This window comes from Neobacillus sedimentimangrovi (assembly GCF_010614825.1).
Taxonomy (GTDB): domain Bacteria; phylum Bacillota; class Bacilli; order Bacillales; family Cytobacillaceae; genus Neobacillus; species Neobacillus thermocopriae.
In genome coordinates, this window is record NZ_JAAFZF010000008.1 from 63,303 (window position 1) to 85,978 (window position 22,676).

The following is a 22,676-nucleotide window of genomic DNA, read 5'->3' on the forward strand; positions in this document are numbered from 1 at the left end:
AAAATAGGAAGAAAATGCGAAATCCCTGCCTATTGAAGTGAATGGAACCACTTAAATACCATGAGGCCAATAAAAAAGAGCCAAACATAATTGTTTGGCTCTTTTGAGCAACACAGCTTAGCAATCTACGCAATACTCTGTTTTCGATTTAGAGCTGCGGTAAGCGCCGTGCCATGTCGGACCTACATATTCATTTAGTCGGAAGCCCTGTTCAATGGCTGCAGCAATAAACTCCTTCGCCACTTCAACCGCTTCATAGACAGACTTTCCTTTTGCTAGTTCGGCTGTAACGGCTGAAGAATACGTGCAGCCTGCTCCGTGAGTATAAGTAGTATTGTATTTATGTGATTCGTAAATTCTAAATTCTTTTCCATCATAAAGGAGGTCAATGGCTTTATCCTCCACTTGAAGTTTGCTTCCACCTTTAATAAGGACGTATTTTGCTCCTAAAGTATGGATTTTTACAGCAGCATCCTTCATTTCCTCTACAGTTTTTGGTGTTTTTATCCCAGCAAGCTGTCCTGCTTCAAATAGATTTGGTGTAACAACTAGGGCACGAGGGAGTAGAAGCTCACGCATGGCATCAGCTGTTTCTGGATTTAACACTTCATCTTCCCCTTTACATACCATAACAGGGTCAACGACAACGCGTTCTAACTTGTTTTCATCTATTGTTTTAGCCGCTAATTCAATAATTTCAACTGTCCCGAGCATCCCTGTTTTCATTGCATCAATTCCAACAGAAAGGATGGTTTCAATTTGTTTTTCAAGTGTTGAAACTTCAATTGGAAAAACACTATGTGACCAATGGTTTTTCGGATCCATGGTTACAATCGTCGTTAAGGCTGTCATGCCGTAAACCCCAAGCTCTTGAAATGTCTTTAAATCTGCTTGAATTCCTGCACCACCGCTCGTATCTGAACCAGCTATCGTCATTACTTTTTTAATGGTCATTATGTATACCTCCTAATTCGTTCAAGTACATCTCCTTTTTATTATAAATCATTTTGTAAAATATAATAGAAATTGATGATTATATGATGAAAAATACAGATTTGCGGCGTTAACAGCGGCTATAATAAAATGAAGGATACAATCCATTTAAAAAAGCCTTTGGCCGTATTATTGGTACAAGTATCTTGCGGTCGGTGATAAAGAAAGAGACGAGTGAGATGAAGGCAGCAGCTATTATTTTATCTGGTGGTAAATCAAGCAGAATGGGTGTGAATAAAGCCTTACTGCGAATAAATGAGAAAACCAATATTGAGAGAATTCGGGATAAGCTCAAAGTTTATTTTAATGAAATCATTTTAGTTACAAATAATCCTGAAGATTATTCATTTTTACAATTAAACACTACTTGTGATTATTTCCCTGAAATGGGTCCGATGGCAGGACTTCATGCAGGCTTAATGCATTCCGATTATGATGTAAATCTCGTTGTAGCATGTGACATGCCGTTTTTATCTGGAGAATTGGCTGTGGAAATGGTGAAACGTTGCTTTCATTATGATGCAGTTATTCCTGTCATTAACGGCAATCAACATCCATTATTTTCTGTTTTCAAAAAAACGGTGGCACATGAAGCGGAGAACTGTATTAAGTCTGGAAAGTTACGGATGAAAGATTTAATTAAAAGATTAAATGTATTGTATGTAACAGAAAAAGAACTTGAAAGTTTTGGACTAAAAGATTGGGATCGAATCTTTTTTAATATGAACCGTCCGGAAGAATATGAAAAAGCTAAGAAATGGGCTGAAACAGAATAGAGAATGTGGGAATGGGACAACGCCATTTATTAACTTGCGTTGAAGTGGAAGCGGACAGAAATGAAAAAGTTCCTACATACGTGTCAATATCGAAGGAATCGTAAAAGCGAGGAAAGCGGGCATTCATTTGCTTGATCGAAAGACAAAGCAATATAATATAAATTGTGTGAAGACGGATGTAAATAGGTTTATAGTACAGGATCCATTTCCAATACGAACTATGTACAGTTTTGCTAATAGGCAGCCTGAATAGGATTAATTAATAACGAAGCTTTTTGGAGTGAATCAGGAAATTTTTTAAGCTACTGCCTTTAATGACGGATTGAAATAAGAGGTGAATTAGTTGAAGTTTTTCGAAATTACCAAGGAGCCAATCAACATACAAGAGGTTATTGATAAGGTGGTCCAACGCGAAGCAGGAGCGATTACCACGTTTATCGGTACTGTCCGTGAATTAACACATGGAAAGAGAACACTATTTTTAGTATACGAAGCTTATGAATCAATGGCGGTCAAAAAGCTCGAGCAGATTGGTCGTGAAATCGAGGAACGTTGGCAAGGCTCAAAGGTGGCGATTACTCATCGGGTCGGGCGTTTGGATATTACGGATGTAGCGGTAGTCATTGCAGTATCAACGCCTCACCGTGCCGATGCATATGAAGCGAATCGCTATGCCATTGAACGGATTAAGGAAATTGTTCCTATTTGGAAAAAAGAGCATTGGGAAGATGGCGAAGAATGGATAGGAAACCAGCTTGAAACGAAGGCCTATCCAAGCGGCAAGCCCGAGGAGGATGATTTACATGAATAAAGTGCTATTTTTTGCCCATCTACGTGATGCAGTTGGTAAGGAGTTAATCGAGATCAATGCCAGTGGGAAAACCGTCGGCGAGTTAAAGGAAGAGTTGACGGAGAAATATCATCTGCCTCGAATGGAAACGGTAATGACGGCAATTAATGAAGAATTTGCTTCTAATGATGAGGTAATCCAAGACGGAGACGAGATTGCCTTTATTCCGCCAGTCAGCGGGGGCTGATCGTTAATGGAAATTTTAATAATAAAACGACCTTGTTGAAAAATTGGAAGCACATACACAAACGGAGGGAAACCATAGATTAATCTACAAAGTTTGGCATTTGAGAATGCTCCAGCTCCAGCGCCTAACCCTTTTGGATTGAACAAGGCGCTTTTGCTTTCTGATATGAAAGGAGAAAAAATATGAACGAACGCTACTCCAGACAGATTCTTTTCTCCGGAATCGGCCGTGAAGGACAAGAGAAAATTGGAAATAAGCATGTGTTGATCATAGGTGCCGGAGCCTTGGGGTCAGGAAATGCTGAAATCCTCACTCGTGCAGGAGTTAGGAAAATAACCATTATTGACAGGGATTATGTGGAATCGAGCAACCTCCAGCGCCAACAACTTTATACGGAAGAGGATGTCTCCGAAAAGTTGCCAAAGGCTGCGGCAGCGGAAAAACGGCTACGGGCTATTAATTCGGATGTTGAGATTCGGGCATTAGTTGATGACGCTACTCCGGAAGTGCTAGAGGAGCTTATTAGTGACGTTGATGTTATGATTGATGCCACGGATAACTTTGAAACACGGATGGTAATAAACGACATTTCCCAAAAATATAATGTCCCTTGGATTTATGGAGCGTGTGTAGGTAGTTTTGGGATGAGTTTTTCAATTATTCCTGGCAAAACCCCTTGTTTAAATTGCCTATTACGCACTATTCCTCTGCAGGGAATGACTTGTGATACGGGTGGAATCATTTCCCCAACCGTCCAAATGGTCATCTCTCATCAAACAGCAGAAGCATTGAAAATACTTGTGGAGGATTGGGAGGCTGTGCGGACTTCGTTTGTCAGCTTTGATTTATGGAGGAATCAGTACACCAGCTTAAAAATGGGAAAGGCGAAATTTGCAGGCTGTTTGTCTTGCGGTGAGGATCGAACATACCCATACTTAGACCGTGAAAATATGACAAAATCGACCGTCTTATGTGGGAGGGATACTGTTCAAATCCGACCGTCCAACCTGGGAAAGATTTCATTGGAAAGACTGGCTACCCAACTCCTTTCACTTGGATATAAAGTAAAGGGCAATCCTTATTTATTATCCGTGGAAATGGGTAGTGAGAGGATGGTAATTTTCCAAGACGGGCGTGCCCTCATTCATGGAACAAAAGATCTGATTCATGCCAAAACGATTTACCAGCGAATACTGGGATAATATTCGACCACCCCGTACCTAAATGGTGCAGGTTTTTGGGTCGAAAAACGGCTGAATTCTATCATAAATGACATTTTTCGATATGTTTCATGTGGAACATTGAAAAAAATAGTCGAGGATTGTCATTGAAAAAACAGAATACATGTAGATTACAAGCGGAAGCAAAAGAGCGAGGTTTTGAATCGTGAATATATCAGTTCAAAAACTATTAATGAAAATGGAAGAAGAATTGCAGCAGGCGAGAACCAGTCAAAAGACGGAAAGTTTGCGGGAGAGGATTCACTCTATTAAAATATTATGTGAATTAATTTTAGATGAAAAACAGGTAGGAAACGAATTTCTAGAAACGGTTTCTCAACCCGTTCGGCAGCAGTCAATGGATCAGGCAGCAATCTCCCAACCTATTTTTCAACAACAGCCATCCATTTCACAGTCAAAAAAATTGGATATGGATGACGGTGCGAACGGTGATTCGCTGTTTGATTTTTAAAAGGAGAGAAGGAAAGAATGAAAACTTTTATTATCATTGGTGCGGTTAATGCCTTTTTAGCTGTTGCTCTTGGCGCCTTTGGAGCACACGGATTAAAGGATAGGCTTGAACCTTATTATTTAGACATTTGGAAAACAGGAGTGCAATACCAAATGTTTCATGCCGCTGGATTATTGGTCATTGCACTACTCCTCGGAAAGGCAGCGACAAGCTCTTTGTTTACGTGGTCTGGATGGCTCATGCTAATTGGAATTATTTTTTTCAGTGGCAGCTTGTACTTGTTAAGCATAACGAAAATTGGTCCTCTTGGTGCCATTACACCCATCGGAGGAGTTTGCTTTTTGGCGGCCTGGGTGCTGATGATGATAGGGGCAGTGAAAAATCTATAAAAAAAGCATTGAGAGTTGATATGCTCCCCAAAGGATGTTTTCTATCTTAAAGGGAGTTTATCAAATAATCTCAATGCTTTTTTCTATTATCTTGGAGGGAACGTACTTAATGATGCTCCCGCCCCAAATGGATATTCATATTCAATTTCTTCCGAAAAAGTAATGTAGTCAACGGCAATCATAGGAATTAAGTAACGTGTGCCGGATTGTGGATCACTTAAGATGACATGGTCCCTTCCTGCCGCCTCAATAATTCCTTTAAATTCTTTGGCATTCCATTGGTTATTGCCCTCAAAAGTGGCAAATACAGTGACTAACTTGCCTTTGTTTAACCGCAAAATGTTTTCAATGTAGGATTGCTCGATTGGAAGCATGCCCGGAACTTGGCTGCCTGGCTGTGTACCGGTTCCTGCCCCCGCTGGCGGATATTGCGGGAACCCTGGCTGAACAGGAAATCCACCAGATTGGGTGCCTGGCATTCCTCCGTTAAATCCCTGTCCTCCAGGAGTTGCGCCCCCTGCCATTCCTCCAGTACCAGTCGTTCCAGAATATGGTTGAAAACCTTGAGGATTGTAAAATTGGTTCATTTTATTCCCTCCTAAAAATAAATCATGGCCTAACAGTCTATATTTACTTCAAGAAACTCAACTGGGTTCATATACTCACTGTTTAATTAATATGAGGGAAAGTCCGAATATATGACTTTAAGAAAGAAAAGCGTAAGCACCCTGGTCAGCGGCGTATGCCTTGGAGGATAAAGGAAACACGAAGAGCGAAAGCGTTTCGATTTTTGACTTATCGTAGGGCGGAGAGTGAAGGCGTCTTGCCGCTAGGGCGCTGGAGCTAGACAATTCTCGAAGTCGAGAACACATTTTTTTATCTCACTGGAAAAGCGTAAGCACTCTGGTCGGCGGTGTGCGCCCTTCTCATCTCATAAAAAATAGCCCCCGGCTTTTTGTTGATCTGCCATACTTAAAAAAGTGTTGTCCATTAAGGAAGTTTTACTTTAAAGAGTGCAGATCAATGTGTTCGCTGGGGGCTTTTATTTAGTTATACATGAAGGAATGTTGAAATGTTTTCTTCCTCTAAAATATTGCCAACAAAGAAGGAGCCGAACTCGCCGTATCGGGCACTTACTTCGTCAAATCGCATTTCATAAACAAGCTTTTTAAACTGAAGAACATCATCTGAGAACAGGGTTACACCCCACTCGTAATCATCAAAACCGACAGAGCCAGTAATAATTTGTTTCACTTTGCCTGCATATTTGCGGCCAATCATACCGTGAGAACGCATCAAGTTTCGTCGTTCTTCCATCGGTAGCATGTACCAGTTATCATTACCTTGGCGGCGTTTATCCATTGGATAGAAGCAAACATGTTTGGCTTTCGGAAGGATTGGATAAAGGCGTGCCAAAATTTGCGGATTTTGGTAAGGATCTTCCCCAGCAGGCAAGTAATTACTTAACTCTACCACTGATACATAGGAATGCGCTGGAATGAGAAATTCAGCAAATTTTGTTTTGTTGAATTCGGTTTCAATTTCGTTTAATTCTTCCATTGTTGGGCGAAGAATCATCATCATAAAATCTGCTTTTTGCCCAACAATTGTATATAATGCATGGCTGCCTTCTTTTTTATCTTGAGTGGCATTCCATTTTTCAATTAAACTTAAAAATTCGTGAATGGCAGTTTGGCGCTCATCACTTGAAAGCATCTTCCAGGTGGTCCAATCAACCGTGCGGAAATCATGTAAGCAATACCAGCCATCAAGCGTTTGTGCTGCTTCGCTCATTAATAATCACTCCTAAATAATCATAGTTCAATAACCATATCTACTATATCATAGTTTCCCCAATCGATGTCCAAAAAAACCCTTACGGGGAAAAACGGTTATTAGGTAGAGAATATTTTTATAAAAAATAGCAAATAGTAAATGGGTAAATATAATTTTTTGAAAAAAAGAACTTTTTTATGAAAACGCTATCAGTGATGAGCTTATCTTGAATTTTCAGGGTGGTAAAGTATGCTAGTAATGGAATAGTTAATGGGAGGTTTGGGCTTTGAGTGATTTATTTGAAGGTTTAAAGAAAAAAGTATCTGGTCGCGGATTGAGAATTGTATTCCCAGAAGCTTTGGATGAACGGATTTTAAAAGCTGCCAGCCGTTTGGGAGAGGAAAATTTAGTGACTCCACTTTTAATTGGGGCTGCTGATCAAGTTCAGGCAAAGGCACAAGAGCTTGGGGTTTCTCTGGAAGGTGCACAAATTTTTGATCCTGCAAGCTATGAAGGAATGGACGAACTTGTGGCTGCTTTTGTTGAGCGTCGGAAAGGAAAAGCAACTGAAGAGCAGGCACGGAAGATTTTATTGGATGTCAACTATTTTGGCACAATGCTAGTGTATTTAAATAAAGCAGACGGTTTAGTAAGTGGTGCAACTCACTCTACAGCAGATACGGTTCGCCCGGCTCTGCAAATTATTAAGACGAAGGAAGGCGTAAAGAAGACCTCTGGTGTGTTCATTATGGTTCGCGGCGACGAAAAGTATGTGTTTGCTGATTGTGCGATCAATATTGCGCCGGACAGTATGGATTTAGCAGAAATTGCGATAGAAAGTGCGAAAACAGCAGAGATGTTTGATATCGAGCCACGCGTGGCTATGCTTTCGTTCTCAACGAAGGGTTCTGCGAAGTCAGAGGAAACAGAACGAGTTGTGGCTGCTGTGGAAGAAGCGAAGCGTCGTGAGCCTTCATTAGTATTGGATGGTGAATTCCAATTTGATGCTGCGTTTGTTCCTTCAGTGGCAAAAAGCAAAGCGCCAGGTTCACCGATTCAGGGGGATGCAAATGTCTTCATTTTCCCTAGCCTTGAAGCAGGTAACATTGGCTACAAAATTGCTCAACGTTTAGGTGGTTTCGAGGCAGTCGGCCCGATTTTACAAGGTTTGAACCGTCCGGTAAACGACCTTTCTCGCGGATGTAATGAAGAAGATGTTTACAAGCTTGCATTAATTACAGCAGCGCAGGCATTATAGGATATGATGAAGGGTTGGCCTGATTATTTGGCCAGCTCTTTTTTTATGGTCTGAAAGTAAATTTTCACTTGATGATATGGCGACATTCGCAAACTTTTTCATGATCTCACCCCTGTTTTTTAATATTTCTTCTAAAGATACCGTACATCATGAGGTGGGTTATGACTAGGTAGTTAGCGAATCTTATGAGTATATTCCCTTGAAGGTCTCCGAATAGGTAGTCTAATGCTAAAAATCCTAATGAAGCAGGTAAAACAACTTTAATAACAATGTTGTTACTCATGTTACTACACCCCTTGTAAACTATTGGTTTAATTGTTACTTGAGACTTATTACCTAAATCTTCAGAATCATACTTATAGTTATAGCAGGATATACCTTCAAAAGTAATGGTATGTCCTTTTTTGTTTGTTTTTTGCAAGTGAGTAGGTGGAGGTGCTTTTTGATGGAACTAAATTTGAACTTGTCCCTTGATGAAAGCAGACAAGTTAAAGTCTCAAAACGAGTGAAAGAGGCTAAAAAGAAAAAGGCATAGAAAGACTATCAACCTACTCATGAAGAAATTTGGTACACAGGCTATGTAACCCATACAGGAAAACGTAAAGACGGTATCTATCAGACAAAGATCAGTGACGCTGATAGACGGAAACTTGACGCTGTTAGGGAGGCTATTGAACAGGGTGAGTTGGGTGTCAGTGTCACTGACATGAAGAAATTCACGAAGGCACACGCTCTGCGGCTTTACAATGTCCTTGTTCAGCAGAGACGTGAGGCAACCATTAAGAAGATGATTGAGAACTGCCCTAAAAACTATAACCTGATTAACGATTACCCATCATTTGTCAAACTGCTAGAGTTGCTTGATAAAGAGGACATTATTGCGGTAGACACAGAGAACACAGGGCTTGATTATATCGACAATGACAATATTGTCGGTATCTCTCTTACGCTTCCACAAGGAAGGCTCCGGCAGCAAAATCATCGCACGACTGAAAGCGATAGCTTTTGGGAGGAGGTCATACGCCGCTGGGCAGGGTGCTTACGCTTTTCTGAGAAGATAAGAAAATACATTTTGACTTCGAGAATTGTCTAGCTCCAGCGCCCTAGCGGTAAGACGCCTTCACTCTCCGCCCTACGATAAGTCAACATCGAATCGCCTCGCCTCTGGCTCTTCGTGTTTCCTATATCTCAGTTGGAGAGTCACCACAAGGAAGGCTCCGGCAGCAAAATCATCGCACGACCGAAAGCGATAGCTTTTGGGAGGAGGTCATACGCCGTTGAGCAGGTCGCTTACGCTTTTCTTTATAACCTTCTTTTTTGACAGTTATTTTGATAAAATATCCCCATCAAACATTCAAGGAGTTACGAACATGAAAGGTTTATTAAGCCAGCCTGAATGGCGAATCATTGACCAGTCAGCGCTAGGGTCGCATTTTCATGCGCTGCAATCTTTTGCCACCGATGATACGCTGTGTGCCTCTATCGGAGCAGGTAAGGCGCCGGCTACTGCACGCACCTGGATTCATCACAATACGATTGTTTTAGGAATCCAAGATACGAAACTGCCATTTTTACAGGAAGGCGTTCAATTTTTGAAAGAGATGGGTTATCAGGCTATTGTAAGGAACTCTGGAGGCCTTGCGGTCGTTCTGGATGAGGGAGTCCTTAATATATCATTAATTTTTCCAGAGGCAGAAAAAGGAATAGATATTAATCGTGGATATGATACGATGTGGACATTAATTCGTCGTATGTTTGCTGATTTCCCTCACGAGATTGAGGCGAGAGAAATTGTTGGTTCTTATTGTCCTGGAAGTTACGACCTCAGTATAGGCGGGAAAAAGTTCGCTGGTATTTCCCAACGACGTTTGAAAAAAGGAGTAGCGGTACAAATTTATTTGTGTGTGAATGGTAGCGGATCAAAGCGCGCTGAACTGATTCGAGAATTTTATCGGATTGCTAAAAAGGAAGTAACGACGAAATTTGTTTATCCATCTATTGTTCCTGAGGTTATGGCGTCTTTATCAGAGTTATTAGAAACTGATTTTACTATAGGGGATATTATGCTAAGGCTGTTACAGGAATTGAAGCAAAATAGTGGAAGATTATATGGCGGTTCGTTAAATGAATTTGAAATGGATCTTTTCCCGGGTTACTATCAAAGAATTGTAGAGCGGAATGGAAAATTTTTGTGAGTAAAAAGAGCAAAAAAGCCGTAATCCTCTATGGTAGGTTTACGGCTTTTTCATATTTCACTTCAATAAATATCTAGTTTGAGCGCCCAAGTGATAAGCACCCATGATCAGTCAACATGAATTCGCCTATATGATTTTCTTATACTTTATTCCGCTAGTTTTTCTAAGTTTCCGTTACGATCCATTTTGAATTTCGTAGCGGGTCTTTCTTCTTCTTCAAATAATACAAGCTTGCGAGCTCGGTTCATGATCTTCATTAAGGTCTCGTAATCTTCTTGCATTGTTTCCTTGTTTTCCTCAAGTTCCTTAATCTTCATGCTCATTTCTTCGTTTTGTTTTCTCAAATCAGCAATTTCTTTTTTCAATCTTTCATTCTCACTTTTTAAAGCGATATTTTGCAGATTGGAATGTTTAAAGTTTTCCAAAAAGGCAATAACAGTATCGATCGTCATTTCAGTTGGTACCTGTGATGCTGTTGGCTGAGTAAAGGTTTCAGTGGCTAATTCTACGGTCATATCTGGCTTATTGACAGTTGTATCAACTGACAAATCTGCTGTTAGTGGGATATCTTGCAAATCCTCTACCTTAGGAACTGGCGGATTGTATAGTAATTTTTTCTTGCCACCTTGATCTTTTCCTAGAATTCTCTGTCTTTGTTTGCGTTGTTTTTTAGCTAATTGTAGGGCTTTTTCATAGCGGTGACGGACAACAGCATTCCATCGGAAGCCACAGGCTGCGGAGGTTCGGTTTAGCTTGTCCCCTACTTCTTCAAACGCGTTCAGCTGTGTGCTACCTTCTCGTACATGTCGAAGAACCGTTTCGGCCAACAGAAGATCATTCTCTTCAGTCCATGCATCTTGACGAACTTTCATCTCTTTCAACTCCCTATTGGATTTATTCTACCGTCAGCAAAAATCCGACGAATGTATATAAGTTCTAGTCTTATGATGGACAAGTTTTCTAGGGTTTATACCAAAATGGTTAAAAGGATAATAGATTTTTTTGCTAATAGCTAACTATAAACTAATAAGGTAAATAACCTCAGGGGTGGTAAATGGTGGAGACAACCTAATTTGAATACATGTTTGCAGCTTGCATTGTGGTCGGAGAACATGTACAATACGGTAGGAGTTAAGGCTGGATGTTTTTCATTTTTGCCGATCAGATATTATGATTGTTTGGTGAAAATTATATATACACGTTGGTTAGACTATGAATTATAGAGATGTTAGAAAGGGATGTAGAAAATGGCTAATGAATTTCGCGTATGCGATGATTGTCAGGCCGTAAACTTAAAAACGTTAATTCCCCGTTTAAAGGAAATTGATCCAGATGCCGAAATCAAAATAGGCTGCCAGTCTTATTGTGGACCTGGACGAAAGAAAACCTTTGCTTTCGTAAACAATCGACCGCTTGCGGCCTTAACTGAAGACGAATTAATAGAGAAAATTAATAAAAAGCTAAAATAATCACCTTTGAACGAAGTGACAAGGTGATTTTTTATTTGAATGTGATGAGTGTAATCCTTTTTTTTGGTAAAGGTGTTAGATATCTAATATAAAATAATGGTAGCTGAGTCCATCGTACATGGACAAATCACAGTATTTGTCCATGTACGGTGTTTAATACGATTACCAAAGAAAATTGTTGAAATTTGGATGATTTACCTTTGATATGGGGATATAATAGAATCAAGTATTATGTGGAAGTTGAGGAAGAGGGAACTTTATGGTGTATTCGGCGGAGAAGTTAAGTGAGGAGAAAGTGTTCAAGGATCCAGTGCATCGGTATGTCCATGTACGTGATCGGGTGATTTGGGATTTAATTGGGACGAAGGAGTTTCAGCGCCTGCGGAGGATTAAGCAGCTAGGTACGACCTTTTTGACATTCCACGGGGCTGAGCATAGCCGTTTTAATCATTCTCTTGGTGTATATGAAATTGTCCGTAGAATGATTGATGATGTGTTTGCCGGTAGGCCAGCATGGAACGATGAAGACCGCCTTCTTACTTTATGTGCAGCTCTACTCCATGATCTTGGACACGGGCCATTTTCTCACGCCTTTGAAAAAGTATTTGATTTTGACCATGAAGAATTCACTCGAGCAATTATTTTAGGAGATACCGAAGTCAATCAAGTCCTCACCAGAGTAAGCCTTGACTTTCCTCAGAAAGTGGCAGAAGTCATTGGAAAAACCTCTGAGAAAAAGCTGATTGTCAGTATGATTTCCAGTCAAATTGACGCCGACCGTATGGATTACCTGCAGCGTGACGCTTATTTTACAGGAGTGAGCTACGGCCAATTTGATATGGAACGAATTTTGCGTGTGATGCGCCCACGGGAAGATCAAGTCGTCATAAAAAAAAGTGGCATGCATGCAGTCGAAGACTATATCATGAGTCGTTACCAAATGTACTGGCAAGTTTATTTTCACCCTGTATCCCGAAGTGCGGAGGTTATTTTAACGAAAATCCTCCACCGTGCAAAAGAATTGTTTAAGAAAAACTACACTTTTAAATATGAGCCCATTCACTTTATATCCATTTTCCATGAAATTGTTACATTAGAAGACTACTTAAAATTAGATGAAGCCGTGATTATGTATTATTTTCAAATCTGGCAAGAAGAAGAAGATCCTATCTTAAGTGATCTATGTCGCCGATTTGTTAATCGTAATCTATTTAAGTATGCGGAGTTTGACCCGGCTAAGGAATACAAAAAGTTGGCAGAATTAACGGCACTTTTTGTAAAAGCAGGCATCGATCCAGACTATTATTTGGTCGTCGATTCCTCTTCGGATTTACCATATGATTTCTATCGTCCAGGAGAAGAAGAAGAGCGACTACCGATTCATTTGTTAATGAAAAATGGAGAATTGCGGGAGCTTTCACGGGAATCTGAAATTGTCGATTCGATTTCCGGAAAACGAAGAACGGACCATAAACTCTATTATCCTGCTGATTTTCTCGAAGATGAATCAAATCATTCAGCGGTTAAAAAACAAATACGTGCCCTTTTGGATTAGAGATTGTTTAAATGTGGAGTAGGAGATGAGCGAACATTGCTGAAAGATCATGCCAAGCTAATGCAGGCAATTATGGTTTCCGGTGAAATTATCGGGAGAAAAAAGCTTCAAAAGATGATATATATTGCAAAAAAAATGGATTTCCCTTTCCAAGAACGTTTTCAATTTCATTTTTACGGCCCTTATTCAGAAGAATTGACAACAAGAGTAGAAGAGCTTTGCAATATGGGGTTTCTCAATGAAGTGAAGGAGAAAAAAGGCGGTTATTACCAATACCGTTACACGCTAACCGATTCGGGCAAAGAGTTTTTGAGTTTAAATGAGGTGGACATGCCGTTTTTAAAGGAATGTTTTAACGATATGAACGGCCAGAATGCTAGATTTCTTGAACTTGTATCGACGGTTTTATATTTTGATAATCTACCAAAAGATGAGGTTGCTTCCAAGGTATTTACACTAAAAAGCAGCCAGCGCTATACCGAAACCGAGATTGATGAAGCTTATGCATACATTGAAATGTTGAAAGGAAAAATGGGACAACCAGTGGCATAACTTAAAAATGCCCGGACACCTTATTTTAGGAAGTCCGGGCGTTGTTGTATTCAGTTCGAAAATGAATCATAGAGGTGATGGCTATATCATCCAGGTGATTTGTCGCTTAATCGCACGCCGCCTACAGCGTAATGGTTTTTAGTCATTTCTTCAATGAAAACAACAATGTTTTCTTTTGGGGCGCCGGTCGTTTCACTGACAGCGTCGGTTACTTTTTTAACGAGTTCCCTTTTCTGTTCCTCAGTGCGTCCCTCAAGCATTTTTACTGTTACATATGGCATCTAATCTTCCTCCTACCTTTTTATCAGGCTTGCCTGTCCTTTTCGGTTAATAGTGTTCCACAATTTGCAAAAATCTGCAAGAAGCCGAAGCACGTAAGATTTTCTTTTTCAAACCGGTTTCAGTTATACTAAATGGTAATATAGAGATAAGACGCGATCCGCGAATAAAGGAGGAGAAACGCCTTTGGACCGATTTTTGGCCTACCCATTAGAACTGATTCCCTATGTCGCAATCACGCTTGTGTTTGCCTTTACGCTTCACGAATTCGCACATGCCTATGTTGCATATAAATTTGGTGACCATACGGCGGCAAAACAAGGCCGATTGACATTAAATCCAATTCAGCATCTTGACCCGATTGGAACGATTTTTATTTTTATTGCCGGGTTTGGCTGGGCACGTCCAGTGCCGGTAAACCGGTTTTTCTTTAAAAAGCCTCGGCTAGCCGGTATTCTTGTTTCTGCAGCCGGACCCCTAAGTAATCTGTTATTGGCAAGCATAGGTTTTATCATCGCCGCATCCATTTATCGGTTCGATATCCCAGCATCAGAAAATTTCTTTACCTTTTTGGAGATATTTATCAGTCTAAATGTGGTGTTGTTTATCTTTAATCTTCTCCCATTTCCACCACTTGATGGGTATCGAATTGTTGAGGACCTTGCGCCCAATGAGATAAGGGCAAAAATGACACAATATGAACAGTATGGAATCCTCATTTTTTTAATCTTAGTAATCACACCTCTGGATCAGTACACGATTCATCCAATCTTTAATAAAGTGGTTCCTTGGGTTTTAGGAGGATTAAGCAACTTTTTTTATGGTTTGTTTTTATAAGGAGGTTTCGAACATCTATGGAAGAAAAAAAGAAAAAGATGAGTTTTAATATTATCAAAAATGATCCCTTGGATGGACACAAGGGCTTTGGTAAAGGGGTTTTGAGCCTTGATAATGTATCACCGGTCATTATTGATATCGAGGCAGGGGAAGCGGAAATTGACATTGGTGCAATGCATGCCCGTAGTGCTGTCGAAAAGGGCATTAAATTTTTGCCAAATCAGGATGAGGTTCCAAACGGGAAGCCTTATTGGCTCGTTTGGGTGACGATTGATCGCAACGAGGAAGGACCTTATTATGCCGGGGTGACAGCCTGTTACATGACTGTCGATCGTGAAATCCGCCGAGGCTATAAGTCACTGCCTGAGCATGTGAACCGTATGGATAAGTCGTTGAAGCGCCATATTATCGTGGATCATATGGATGAAAAATCAAAGCGGGTGCTTGGAGAATTCCTTCGTAACCACAATGAAGAATTATGGATTAACTCCTCTGATGAACTGAAAAAAAGTCTGCTTGATGTCTAATTCATTTTTTTGCAAAAATAAAAAGTTTGAATCTCTTGTAGTTTTCTTAAAAAATAGGTAGTATAAAATCAGTGTGAGCACACTGTAAGACTAGGACAGAAAAAAGCTCCGGGGCAGCCCGGAGCTTTTTTCGTAAGATAAGAAAGTAGATTGTCCATTTCGAGAACTGTTTAGCTCCATGGCATAATCCGTTTATACCATGGGATTTTCTTTTCTTTACCTTCATTCTTTTTATTCTTATGACCAATATGTTCAGTACAGTATTCGGTCGGTTCTGTTCCTTCGACGTAATAAGTTAAGCGACGGATTGGACAATCTTTTGTCGCTAGTTTGCCGTTGGCCGGATTAACATAAAGGCCGACCACGCCTTCTTTAGGAGGTTTAAAGGCTCGTACGGATTTGCCGTCAAGCGCTGCCTCCATGAACTTAGCCCAAATTTTTTTGGCATAGGACTTTTCTTCCGGTATCTCAATCGGCTTACTGACATCGTACCCTACCCAAACAGCGGTAACGAGCTGTGGGGCAAAACCGATCATCCAGCTGTCTGTTTCAGTGGAACCGGATTTGCCAGCATATGGACGGGTTAAGTCTTTGATAATGGTGCTTCCTGTCACTCTGGTATAACCATTTAGCTTTGGGTCGAACACACCGGTCATCATATGCGTCATGACAAATGCTTTCGCTTCATCCAGTACTTTTTCATGTGTTTTTTCTTTTTCATAGATAATATTGCCGTTTTGATCTTCGACCCTTGTAATTAATGTCGGATAAACCTTGTTGCCACCATTAGCAAACATGCTGTAGGCGTTTGCCATTTCAATAACCCGAACTCCAGAAGTACCTAGAGCTAGTGATGGGACATCCTTCATTTTCGTTGACAGGCCAAATTTCTTTGCCGTTTCAATCAATGTTCCTTCTCCCAGAAAAAGATGTGTTTTTACGGCAAAAATATTATCAGAAACCGCGAGTGCCTGGGCGAGAGTAATTTCGTCGTTAGCATACTTGTTATTAAAATTATGTGGCGTGTAATCAGCCCGGCCGCCATCGAAATGAAACGTTGTATATTCACTTCTCATCGTTGAGGAGGGTGTGAATCCATGTTCCAGGGCAGCATAATAAAGAATCGGTTTAATCGTAGAGCCTGGCTGGCGGATGGCTTGAACAGCACGGTTAAATGGGCTTTTCTCATAATCTCTGCCACCAACCATCGCTTTGACATGGCCGTTTGTCGGATCCATGGCGACTAAGCCAACCTGAATTTCTGATGATTCATTCATCACTTGAGCAATTTGCTCCTCGGCCTTTTTTTGCTGCTTAAGATCAAGTGTTGTGTAGACTTTTAAGCCACCTAGCGCAATGGTTCGATCATCTAAATTCAGTTGATTTTTAAGGGCGTTTTTTACTGCATCCTGAAAATAGGGTGCAATTTTCACTTTTGGTGTCGTATGTTTACCTACAATTGTAAGCGGCTGTGCTGCGGCAGTCTCTGCCTGATTTTTGGAAATATAACCATCATTGACCATGCTCTGTAAAATGATTTTCTGGCGGGCTTTGGCGTTTTCCATGGAGCTTGTTGGTGCATAAATGCCAGGCCCCTTTGGAATGCCGGCAAGCAGACTTGCTTCTGCTAGATTTAATTCCGAGGCTTTTTTTCCAAAATAATATTGGCTAGCCGCTTCTATACCATAGGCGCCGTTGCCGTAATAGATTGTATTTAAGTAGCCTTCTAGAATTTCTTTTTTTGAATAATTCATTTCGAGGCGGATGGCGTAAAATGCCTCGTTGAGTTTGCGTGTCCATGTTTTGTCGTGTTTAAGAAATAGATTTCGTGCGTATTGTTGCGTGATGGTGCTGGCCCCTTGTACCTTGGCAAACGCTTGTATATCCGCGAGAACCGCCCCTGCGATACGTTTGTAATCAAAACCGTTATGCTCGTAAAAATTTTTATCTTCAATGGAGATCGTCGCATTTACGAGGTCCTTTGAGATGTTATCTAATTTCACCCAGTACCTCTTTTGACCATTGTGGCTTTCCCCAATTAGGGTGCCGTCATCGGCGAAGATCAAGGTCGACTGCGGAACCGCTAGTGTTGGTGGTCCAAGTATTTTAGCATAGGTAAGGATGCCGATGAAAAAAAGTAGTGCTCCAATCATCCCTATTAAACTAATGAACAACAGCGCACGTAAGATTTTTATTGTTTTTCGAAACCCATGGTCGGTCATGATTTCCACATTGGTTCCCCCCACCATAAAAGCGCCCGGTCACCATTTGAACGTGCGCTTTTTCCTGTTAGAAAAAATTGGATAGTAATAGTATTGAAAAAGTAGAGAGATTTTAAACATGAATTGATGAAATTTGAAATATTTCTTTAGTTTTTACTAGACTTTTTCGTGTGTTTGTAATTCAATAGTTTGGGTAGTATAAAATTGAAGTGTTTTCGATATTTATACTGGAAAAAATACGAAAAGCATTAGACTGATTCAGCAGTTTTATTTTTTAGAAAAAAATCAGAAAGGAAGATGTAAAAATGGCTGGATTATGGTTTACTGAGAAACAAACAGAAAACTTTGGTATTACAATGAAAGTAAATAAGACTTTACATACAGAACAAACTGAGTTCCAAAAGCTAGAAATGGTAGAAACAGCTGAATGGGGAAACATGTTGCTACTTGATGGCATGGTTATGACGTCTGTAAAGGATGAGTTTGTCTATCATGAAATGGTAGCTCACGTGCCATTATTTACTCATCCAAATCCAGAGCAAGTTCTCGTTGTCGGTGGTGGTGACGGCGGAGTAATTCGCGAAGTGTTGAAGCACCCAAGCGTAAAGAAGGCAACGCTTGTAGATATTGATGGGAAAGTAATTGAGTATTCGAAGAAGTTCTTACCTGAGATTGCTGGTAAATTGGATGACCCGCGTGTGGAAGTCCGTGTAGATGACGGTTTCATGCATATTGCCAAAAGTGAAAATGAGTATGATGTAATCATGGTTGACTCAACAGAGCCGGTTGGTCCAGCGGTAAATCTGTTTACAAAGGGTTTTTATGCTGGAATTGCGAAGGCACTAAAGGAAGATGGAATCTTTGTTGCACAGTCTGATAATCCATGGTTTAAGGCAGATTTAATTCGCAATGTGCAGCGTGATGTACGCGAAATCTTCCCAATTACTCGTTTGTATGTAGCGAATATCCCAACTTATCCAAGTGGTATGTGGGCATTCACTATCGGTTCTAAGAAATACGATCCACTAGAAGTTAGTGATGACCGTTTCCACGAAATCGAAACGAAATATTACACAAAAGAATTACACAAAGCGTGCTTTGTATTGCCAAAATTTGTTGGAGATTTACTTAAATAAAGAGGTTTCTGTCCTTTAAGGGGTAATGTGTTTAAAGGGAAAGGATTTCTTGAGCTCACGCAAAAGAAGTTTCAACATTGCCCCTTTTTTAAAATGAAATAGAAAGCGAGGAGTTTGGATGCGTTTTGATGAAGCATATTCAGGGAATGTGTTTATAAAGAGCCACCCAAATTTTGAGGAAAGCCAAGTTGTTTTATATGGAATGCCAATGGATTGGACGGTAAGCTATCGCCCAGGGTCACGCTTTGGTCCTGCGCGAATTCGCGAAGTTTCTATTGGTTTAGAGGAATACAGCCCATATCTTGACCGTGAATTGGAAGAGGTAAAATACTTTGATGCGGGTGATATCCCACTTCCATTTGGAAATGCGCAAAAGAGCCTTGATATCATTGAGGATTTTGTTGATAAAGTCCTTGCTGCAGGAAAATTTCCTCTAGGCATGGGTGGAGAACATTTAGTTTCTTGGCCTGTGATGAAGGCTGTCTATAAGAAGTATCCAGATTTAGCAATTATTCATATGGACGCCCATACAGATTTAAGAGAGCATTATGAAGGCGAGCCTTTGTCCCATTCCACGCCAATCCGTAAGATTGCGGACTTAATTGGGCCGCAAAACGTGTATTCTTTCGGTATTCGTTCCGGAATGAAGGAAGAATTTGAGTGGGCAAAGAAAAACGGCATGCATATTTCAAAGTTCGAAGTCCTTGAACCGTTAAAGGAAATTTTACCGAAGCTTGCCGGACGTCCGGTTTATGTTACAATTGACATTGATGTCCTAGATCCTGCCCATGCGCCAGGAACGGGTACTGTTGATGCAGGTGGTATTACTTCACGTGAACTTCTTGCTTCTATTCATGAGATTGCCCGTTCTGAAGTGAAAGTAGTTGGTGCGGATTTAGTAGAAGTTGCGCCAATCTATGATGTATCTGAACAAACAGTTAACACAGCAAGCAAATTAATCCGTGAAATGCTTTTAGGCTGGGTGAAATAATAGTGGGAGGGTCGGTTCCGTTATCAAAGTGATGCTTAGAAACAGAAGGAACGATCCTCCTAAAATATGCCTGTCCGGCTGAGGGCGGGCTTTTTTGATTTTAAGCCCATTCCATGTTTATAATAAAACGGTGAATGTCAAGGATAGAGAATATTAGATGGATTTTAGATCGAAATAAGGACGTGCAAGATGGAGATTCCTGTAAAAATTAAGGTGAAAACAACAATTGATCGAGAGGAGACCTTTGAGCTACTCGTATTTGGCCGTTTCTTTCGAAAGGAAAATGCCTACTTCCTCCAATATGACGAAGTGATGGAGGAAGGTACAGTAAAGACAATTGTAAAACTGACAAAGGAAGAAGTCTTGATTTTACGTAGCGGAGCGATTAAAATGCGACTCCCTTTTCAGCTGAATCGGAAGCTTAACGGCAGTTACCAGTTGCCGTTTGGGGTGTTTCAAACAACAACCTTGGCCAGGGAGTTGGATTTTTCTTATGAAAAAAACCAGGGCCATCTCCACATTGTTTATGATTTTGAAATGCAGGACGAACCTGCAGGTACATACCAGTTAGAAATTAGTTTTCAGGAGGAGCACAAAAAATGAATATAGTTGAACAAGTCCAAAGTAAAATAAAAGAAGAGATACGTGCGGCAGTGCTAAAGGCGGGACTTGCTACTGAAGAGCAGATTCCGAACGTAATCCTGGAGACACCAAAGGAAAAAGCGCATGGTGACTATTCGACAAATATGGCTATGCAGCTGGCTCGTGTGGCTAAAAAGGCACCGCGAGTAATTGCGGAGGAGCTGATCGCCAACTTTGATCGTTCTAAGGCATCCATTGAAAAAATTGAGCTAGCAGGGCCCGGGTTTATCAATTTCTATATGAATAATTCCTATTTGACTGATCTGATCCCTACAATCTTAGAAGCCGGAGAGCGCTATGGTGAAACAACGGTTGGTGGCGGTCAAAAAATTCAAGTGGAATTTGTGTCCGCTAACCCGACTGGTGATCTTCATTTGGGGCATGCCCGTGGTGCTGCGGTAGGCGATTCTCTTTGCAATATTTTAGCTAAGGCAGGATACGATGTTTCCCGGGAATACTATATCAATGATGCCGGAAACCAGATTAATAATTTGGCTTTATCGGTGGAGGCTCGTTATTTTCAAGCTCTTGGCTTGGAGAAAGAGATGCCGGCAGATGGTTACCATGGAGCAGATATTGTTGAAATTGGAAAGCGACTCGCTGAAGAATTTGGTGACAAATATGTAAATGTATCGGAAGAAGAGCGGTTCGAATTTTTCCGTAAGTATGGGTTGAAATATGAAATGGAAAAGCTACAAAAGGATTTGGAGGATTTCCGTGTCCATTTTGATGTGTGGTATTCTGAAACTTCCCTTTACGAAAATGGAAAAATTGACGCTGCACTAGCCGCACTGCGTGAGAGAGGTTATGTTTATGAGCAGGACGGGGCAACATGGTTTCGGTCAACAGAGCTAGGTGATGACAAGGATCGCGTCCTAATTAAGCAGGATGGCTCTTACACCTATTTGACGCCGGACATTGCTTACCATAAGGACAAACTTGAGCGTGGTTTTGAAAAGTTAATCAATATTTGGGGAGCCGACCACCATGGATATATCCCTCGGATGAAAGCGGCCATTGAAGCCCTTGGTTATGACCGTGAGGCACTTGAGGTTGAAATCATTCAGCTTGTACATTTATATAAAAACGGCGAGAAAATGAAGATGAGTAAGCGGACCGGGAAGGCCGTAACGATGCGGGATTTGGTTGATGAGGTCGGCCTCGATGCGACACGTTACTTCTTTGCGATGCGTAGTTCGGATACCCATATGGATTTTGATTTGGATTTAGCGGTGTCTCAGTCCAATGAGAACCCTGTTTACTATGCGCAATATGCCCATGCAAGGATTTGCAGTATTTTGCGTACCGGTAAGGAGCAAGGATTCACAGTAGACTCTAGTGCCGATTTCTCTATGATCCATTCGGAAAAAGAAATTGATTTATTGAAAAAGCTAGGGGAATTCCCGTCAGCTGTTGGTGAAGCAGCATTGAAACGGGTACCGCACCGGATTACTAATTATATTTTTGAATTGGCTTCTGCGTTTCACAGTTTTTATAATGCAGAAAAAGTACTTGATAGCGAGGCTCCGGATCGGACAAAGGCACGTCTTGCCTTAGTGCAGGCCGTACAAATTACTTTACAGAACGCGCTTTCCTTGATTGGGGTTTCAGCTCCTGAGCGGATGTAAATGAACAGGGGCTGTCTAAAAAGTCCATTTAAGAGAAAAATGAACCCAAATTAAAAACCCAAGAATATTGATTTAACAGCATTCTTGGGTTTTGCTTTTATAAAGATTTCGGCTGAAATACCACTTTCCGGACAGCCCCTTTTTTTATTTTTTAAGATCCCGGTACTATTCCTCAATAATATTCTATGGGAATTAGAGTGTATAAAAAGCTCTATAAATGAATACAAATTAAAAAAAAGTAAATAGTAATAAGGTAATATTCAATGAGGAGTGGGCCGAACAAATGAATGTAGGAAGAGCGAAGGAAATTCTTGAATCTGCTGACATGATTAACGTGACTTATCAAGGTACACCGGTTATTATCCAGCATGTAGATGAAAAGACGAAAATGGCGCGGATTTATTCGAGGAAGAACCCAGAACATGAACAGGATGTGCCTGTTTTAAATTTAATTGAAGAGTAAAAAAGTCTCCGAGAATTGTTTCGGAGACTTTTTTCATGTGCGCCCGGCATGGGTGTAATCTTAGGGTGAAAGTCCCGAGCTGCGAAGGCAGAAGTAGCAGTTAGCTTAACGCAAGGGTGTCCGTGGTGACGCGGAATCTGAAGGAAGCGAGCGGCAAACTTCCGGTCTGAGGAACACGAACTTCATATGAGGCTAGGTATCACTGGGTGAGTTTGCATGACAAAACAAAGCCCTTTCTGCCGAAGGTGATACAGAGTAA

At 40.8% G+C, this 22,676-nt stretch carries 26 protein-coding genes; 19 read left to right on the forward strand and 7 right to left on the reverse strand.

Annotated features, from left to right (window positions below; genetic code table 11):
* Nucleotides 1-117: 117 nt before the first annotated feature.
* Nucleotides 118-954: a pyridoxine/pyridoxal/pyridoxamine kinase gene (pdxK, locus tag GZA11_RS05090; protein WP_163183140.1), complete on the reverse strand. Its 837-nt coding sequence runs from the start codon at nt 952-954 to the stop codon at nt 118-120.
* A 218-nt stretch (nt 955-1,172) separates the two neighbouring features.
* On the opposite strand from pdxK, the gene mobA reads away from it, so the two are divergent.
* The 6 genes from mobA (at nt 1,173) to GZA11_RS05120 (ending at nt 4,887) form a co-directional block, all read left to right on the forward strand.
* A complete protein-coding gene (gene mobA / locus GZA11_RS05095; RefSeq protein ID WP_163183141.1) occupies nt 1,173-1,769 on the forward strand; it encodes a molybdenum cofactor guanylyltransferase in 597 nt (198 codons plus the stop codon).
* Nucleotides 1,770-2,112: 343 nt separating this feature from the next.
* Entirely contained in the window at nt 2,113-2,580 is a 468-nt protein-coding gene (locus GZA11_RS05100; RefSeq protein WP_163183142.1) for a molybdenum cofactor biosynthesis protein MoaE, read from the forward strand.
* Nucleotides 2,573-2,806, forward strand: coding sequence for a molybdopterin converting factor subunit 1 (gene moaD / locus GZA11_RS05105; RefSeq protein ID WP_163183143.1), 234 nt, complete (start codon nt 2,573-2,575; stop codon nt 2,804-2,806). Before GZA11_RS05100 ends, moaD begins: the two co-directional genes overlap by 8 nt.
* 182 nt (nt 2,807-2,988) lie before the next feature.
* A complete protein-coding gene (locus GZA11_RS05110) occupies nt 2,989-4,008 on the forward strand; it encodes a thiazole biosynthesis adenylyltransferase ThiF (protein ID WP_163183144.1) in 1,020 nt (339 codons plus the stop codon).
* Between the two features lie 184 nt (nt 4,009-4,192).
* Nucleotides 4,193-4,498 carry a YwdI family protein gene (locus GZA11_RS05115; RefSeq protein ID WP_038537930.1) on the forward strand — a complete coding sequence of 102 codons (306 nt, stop codon included), beginning with the start codon at nt 4,193-4,195 and terminating at the stop codon, nt 4,496-4,498.
* A gap of 17 nt (nt 4,499-4,515) precedes the next feature.
* On the forward strand, nt 4,516-4,887 hold the full coding sequence (locus GZA11_RS05120; protein ID WP_038537928.1) for a DUF423 domain-containing protein: 372 nt from the start codon (nt 4,516-4,518) through the stop codon (nt 4,885-4,887).
* A gap of 86 nt (nt 4,888-4,973) precedes the next feature.
* On the opposite strand, the gene gerQ is transcribed toward GZA11_RS05120, so the two are convergent.
* Together gerQ and hemQ are read right to left on the reverse strand one after the other, a co-directional pair.
* The gene (gene gerQ, locus GZA11_RS05125; protein WP_163183145.1) at nt 4,974-5,474 is read right to left on the reverse strand and encodes a spore coat protein GerQ; all 501 of its coding nucleotides are present in this window, start codon (nt 5,472-5,474) and stop codon (nt 4,974-4,976) included.
* Nucleotides 5,475-5,937: 463 nt separating this feature from the next.
* The gene (gene hemQ, locus GZA11_RS05130) at nt 5,938-6,681 is read right to left on the reverse strand and encodes a hydrogen peroxide-dependent heme synthase (protein WP_038537922.1); all 744 of its coding nucleotides are present in this window, start codon (nt 6,679-6,681) and stop codon (nt 5,938-5,940) included.
* 268 nt (nt 6,682-6,949) lie between these two features.
* Here hemQ and pta point away from each other — a divergent pair, with 268 nt between their 5' ends.
* A complete protein-coding gene (pta, locus tag GZA11_RS05135; protein ID WP_038537920.1) occupies nt 6,950-7,921 on the forward strand; it encodes a phosphate acetyltransferase in 972 nt (323 codons plus the stop codon).
* Between the two features lie 106 nt (nt 7,922-8,027).
* Here pta and GZA11_RS05140 read toward each other — a convergent pair whose 3' ends face one another.
* Nucleotides 8,028-8,204 (reverse strand): hypothetical protein, encoded by a 177-nt coding sequence (locus GZA11_RS05140; RefSeq protein WP_163183146.1) that lies wholly within the window; start codon nt 8,202-8,204, stop codon nt 8,028-8,030.
* A gap of 423 nt (nt 8,205-8,627) precedes the next feature.
* Here GZA11_RS05140 and GZA11_RS05145 point away from each other — a divergent pair, with 423 nt between their 5' ends.
* Nucleotides 8,628-9,014: a hypothetical protein gene (locus tag GZA11_RS05145; protein WP_163183147.1), complete on the forward strand. Its 387-nt coding sequence runs from the start codon at nt 8,628-8,630 to the stop codon at nt 9,012-9,014.
* A 277-nt stretch (nt 9,015-9,291) separates the two neighbouring features.
* Nucleotides 9,292-10,116 (forward strand): lipoate--protein ligase family protein, encoded by an 825-nt coding sequence (locus GZA11_RS05150; RefSeq protein WP_038537913.1) that lies wholly within the window; start codon nt 9,292-9,294, stop codon nt 10,114-10,116.
* A 146-nt stretch (nt 10,117-10,262) separates the two neighbouring features.
* Here the strand turns inward: GZA11_RS05150 and GZA11_RS05155 are convergent, their stop codons facing one another.
* Nucleotides 10,263-10,988, reverse strand: coding sequence for an RsfA family transcriptional regulator (locus GZA11_RS05155; protein WP_163183148.1), 726 nt, complete (start codon nt 10,986-10,988; stop codon nt 10,263-10,265).
* A gap of 375 nt (nt 10,989-11,363) precedes the next feature.
* Between GZA11_RS05155 and GZA11_RS05160 the strand changes: the two genes are divergently transcribed.
* The 3 genes from GZA11_RS05160 to GZA11_RS05170 all read left to right on the forward strand — a co-directional run bounded on the left by GZA11_RS05160 (nt 11,364) and on the right by GZA11_RS05170 (nt 13,692).
* Nucleotides 11,364-11,585 carry a DUF1450 domain-containing protein gene (locus GZA11_RS05160; RefSeq protein WP_038537908.1) on the forward strand — a complete coding sequence of 74 codons (222 nt, stop codon included), beginning with the start codon at nt 11,364-11,366 and terminating at the stop codon, nt 11,583-11,585.
* A 259-nt stretch (nt 11,586-11,844) separates the two neighbouring features.
* Entirely contained in the window at nt 11,845-13,140 is a 1,296-nt protein-coding gene (locus GZA11_RS05165; protein ID WP_163183149.1) for an HD domain-containing protein, read from the forward strand.
* Nucleotides 13,141-13,176: 36 nt separating this feature from the next.
* Nucleotides 13,177-13,692 carry a YwgA family protein gene (locus GZA11_RS05170; RefSeq protein ID WP_038537903.1) on the forward strand — a complete coding sequence of 172 codons (516 nt, stop codon included), beginning with the start codon at nt 13,177-13,179 and terminating at the stop codon, nt 13,690-13,692.
* Nucleotides 13,693-13,778: 86 nt separating this feature from the next.
* Here the strand turns inward: GZA11_RS05170 and GZA11_RS05175 are convergent, their stop codons facing one another.
* Complete coding sequence (locus GZA11_RS05175; protein ID WP_038537900.1) at nt 13,779-13,973, reverse strand: 2-hydroxymuconate tautomerase; 195 nt, start codon at nt 13,971-13,973, stop codon at nt 13,779-13,781.
* A gap of 184 nt (nt 13,974-14,157) precedes the next feature.
* Between GZA11_RS05175 and GZA11_RS05180 the strand changes: the two genes are divergently transcribed.
* Entirely contained in the window at nt 14,158-14,808 is a 651-nt protein-coding gene (locus GZA11_RS05180; RefSeq protein WP_163183150.1) for a site-2 protease family protein, read from the forward strand.
* A gap of 17 nt (nt 14,809-14,825) precedes the next feature.
* A complete protein-coding gene (locus GZA11_RS05185) occupies nt 14,826-15,335 on the forward strand; it encodes a YwhD family protein (RefSeq protein WP_163183151.1) in 510 nt (169 codons plus the stop codon).
* Between the two features lie 170 nt (nt 15,336-15,505).
* On the opposite strand, the gene GZA11_RS05190 is transcribed toward GZA11_RS05185, so the two are convergent.
* A complete protein-coding gene (locus GZA11_RS05190; RefSeq protein ID WP_038537892.1) occupies nt 15,506-17,566 on the reverse strand; it encodes a transglycosylase domain-containing protein in 2,061 nt (686 codons plus the stop codon).
* Between the two features lie 296 nt (nt 17,567-17,862).
* Here GZA11_RS05190 and speE point away from each other — a divergent pair, with 296 nt between their 5' ends.
* From speE to GZA11_RS05215, 5 genes are all read left to right on the forward strand, one after another.
* The gene (speE, locus tag GZA11_RS05195; protein ID WP_038537890.1) at nt 17,863-18,693 is read left to right on the forward strand and encodes a spermidine synthase; all 831 of its coding nucleotides are present in this window, start codon (nt 17,863-17,865) and stop codon (nt 18,691-18,693) included.
* A 118-nt stretch (nt 18,694-18,811) separates the two neighbouring features.
* Complete coding sequence (speB, locus tag GZA11_RS05200) at nt 18,812-19,684, forward strand: agmatinase (RefSeq protein WP_038537887.1); 873 nt, start codon at nt 18,812-18,814, stop codon at nt 19,682-19,684.
* A 189-nt stretch (nt 19,685-19,873) separates the two neighbouring features.
* Complete coding sequence (locus GZA11_RS05205) at nt 19,874-20,287, forward strand: DUF1934 domain-containing protein (protein ID WP_038537884.1); 414 nt, start codon at nt 19,874-19,876, stop codon at nt 20,285-20,287.
* On the forward strand, nt 20,284-21,954 hold the full coding sequence (argS, locus tag GZA11_RS05210) for an arginine--tRNA ligase (protein ID WP_038537881.1): 1,671 nt from the start codon (nt 20,284-20,286) through the stop codon (nt 21,952-21,954). The genes GZA11_RS05205 and argS overlap by 4 nt, the downstream gene beginning before the upstream one ends.
* 283 nt (nt 21,955-22,237) lie before the next feature.
* Nucleotides 22,238-22,417, forward strand: coding sequence for an H-type small acid-soluble spore protein (locus GZA11_RS05215; protein ID WP_038537879.1), 180 nt, complete (start codon nt 22,238-22,240; stop codon nt 22,415-22,417).
* The last annotated feature ends 259 nt before the right edge of the window (nt 22,418-22,676 follow it).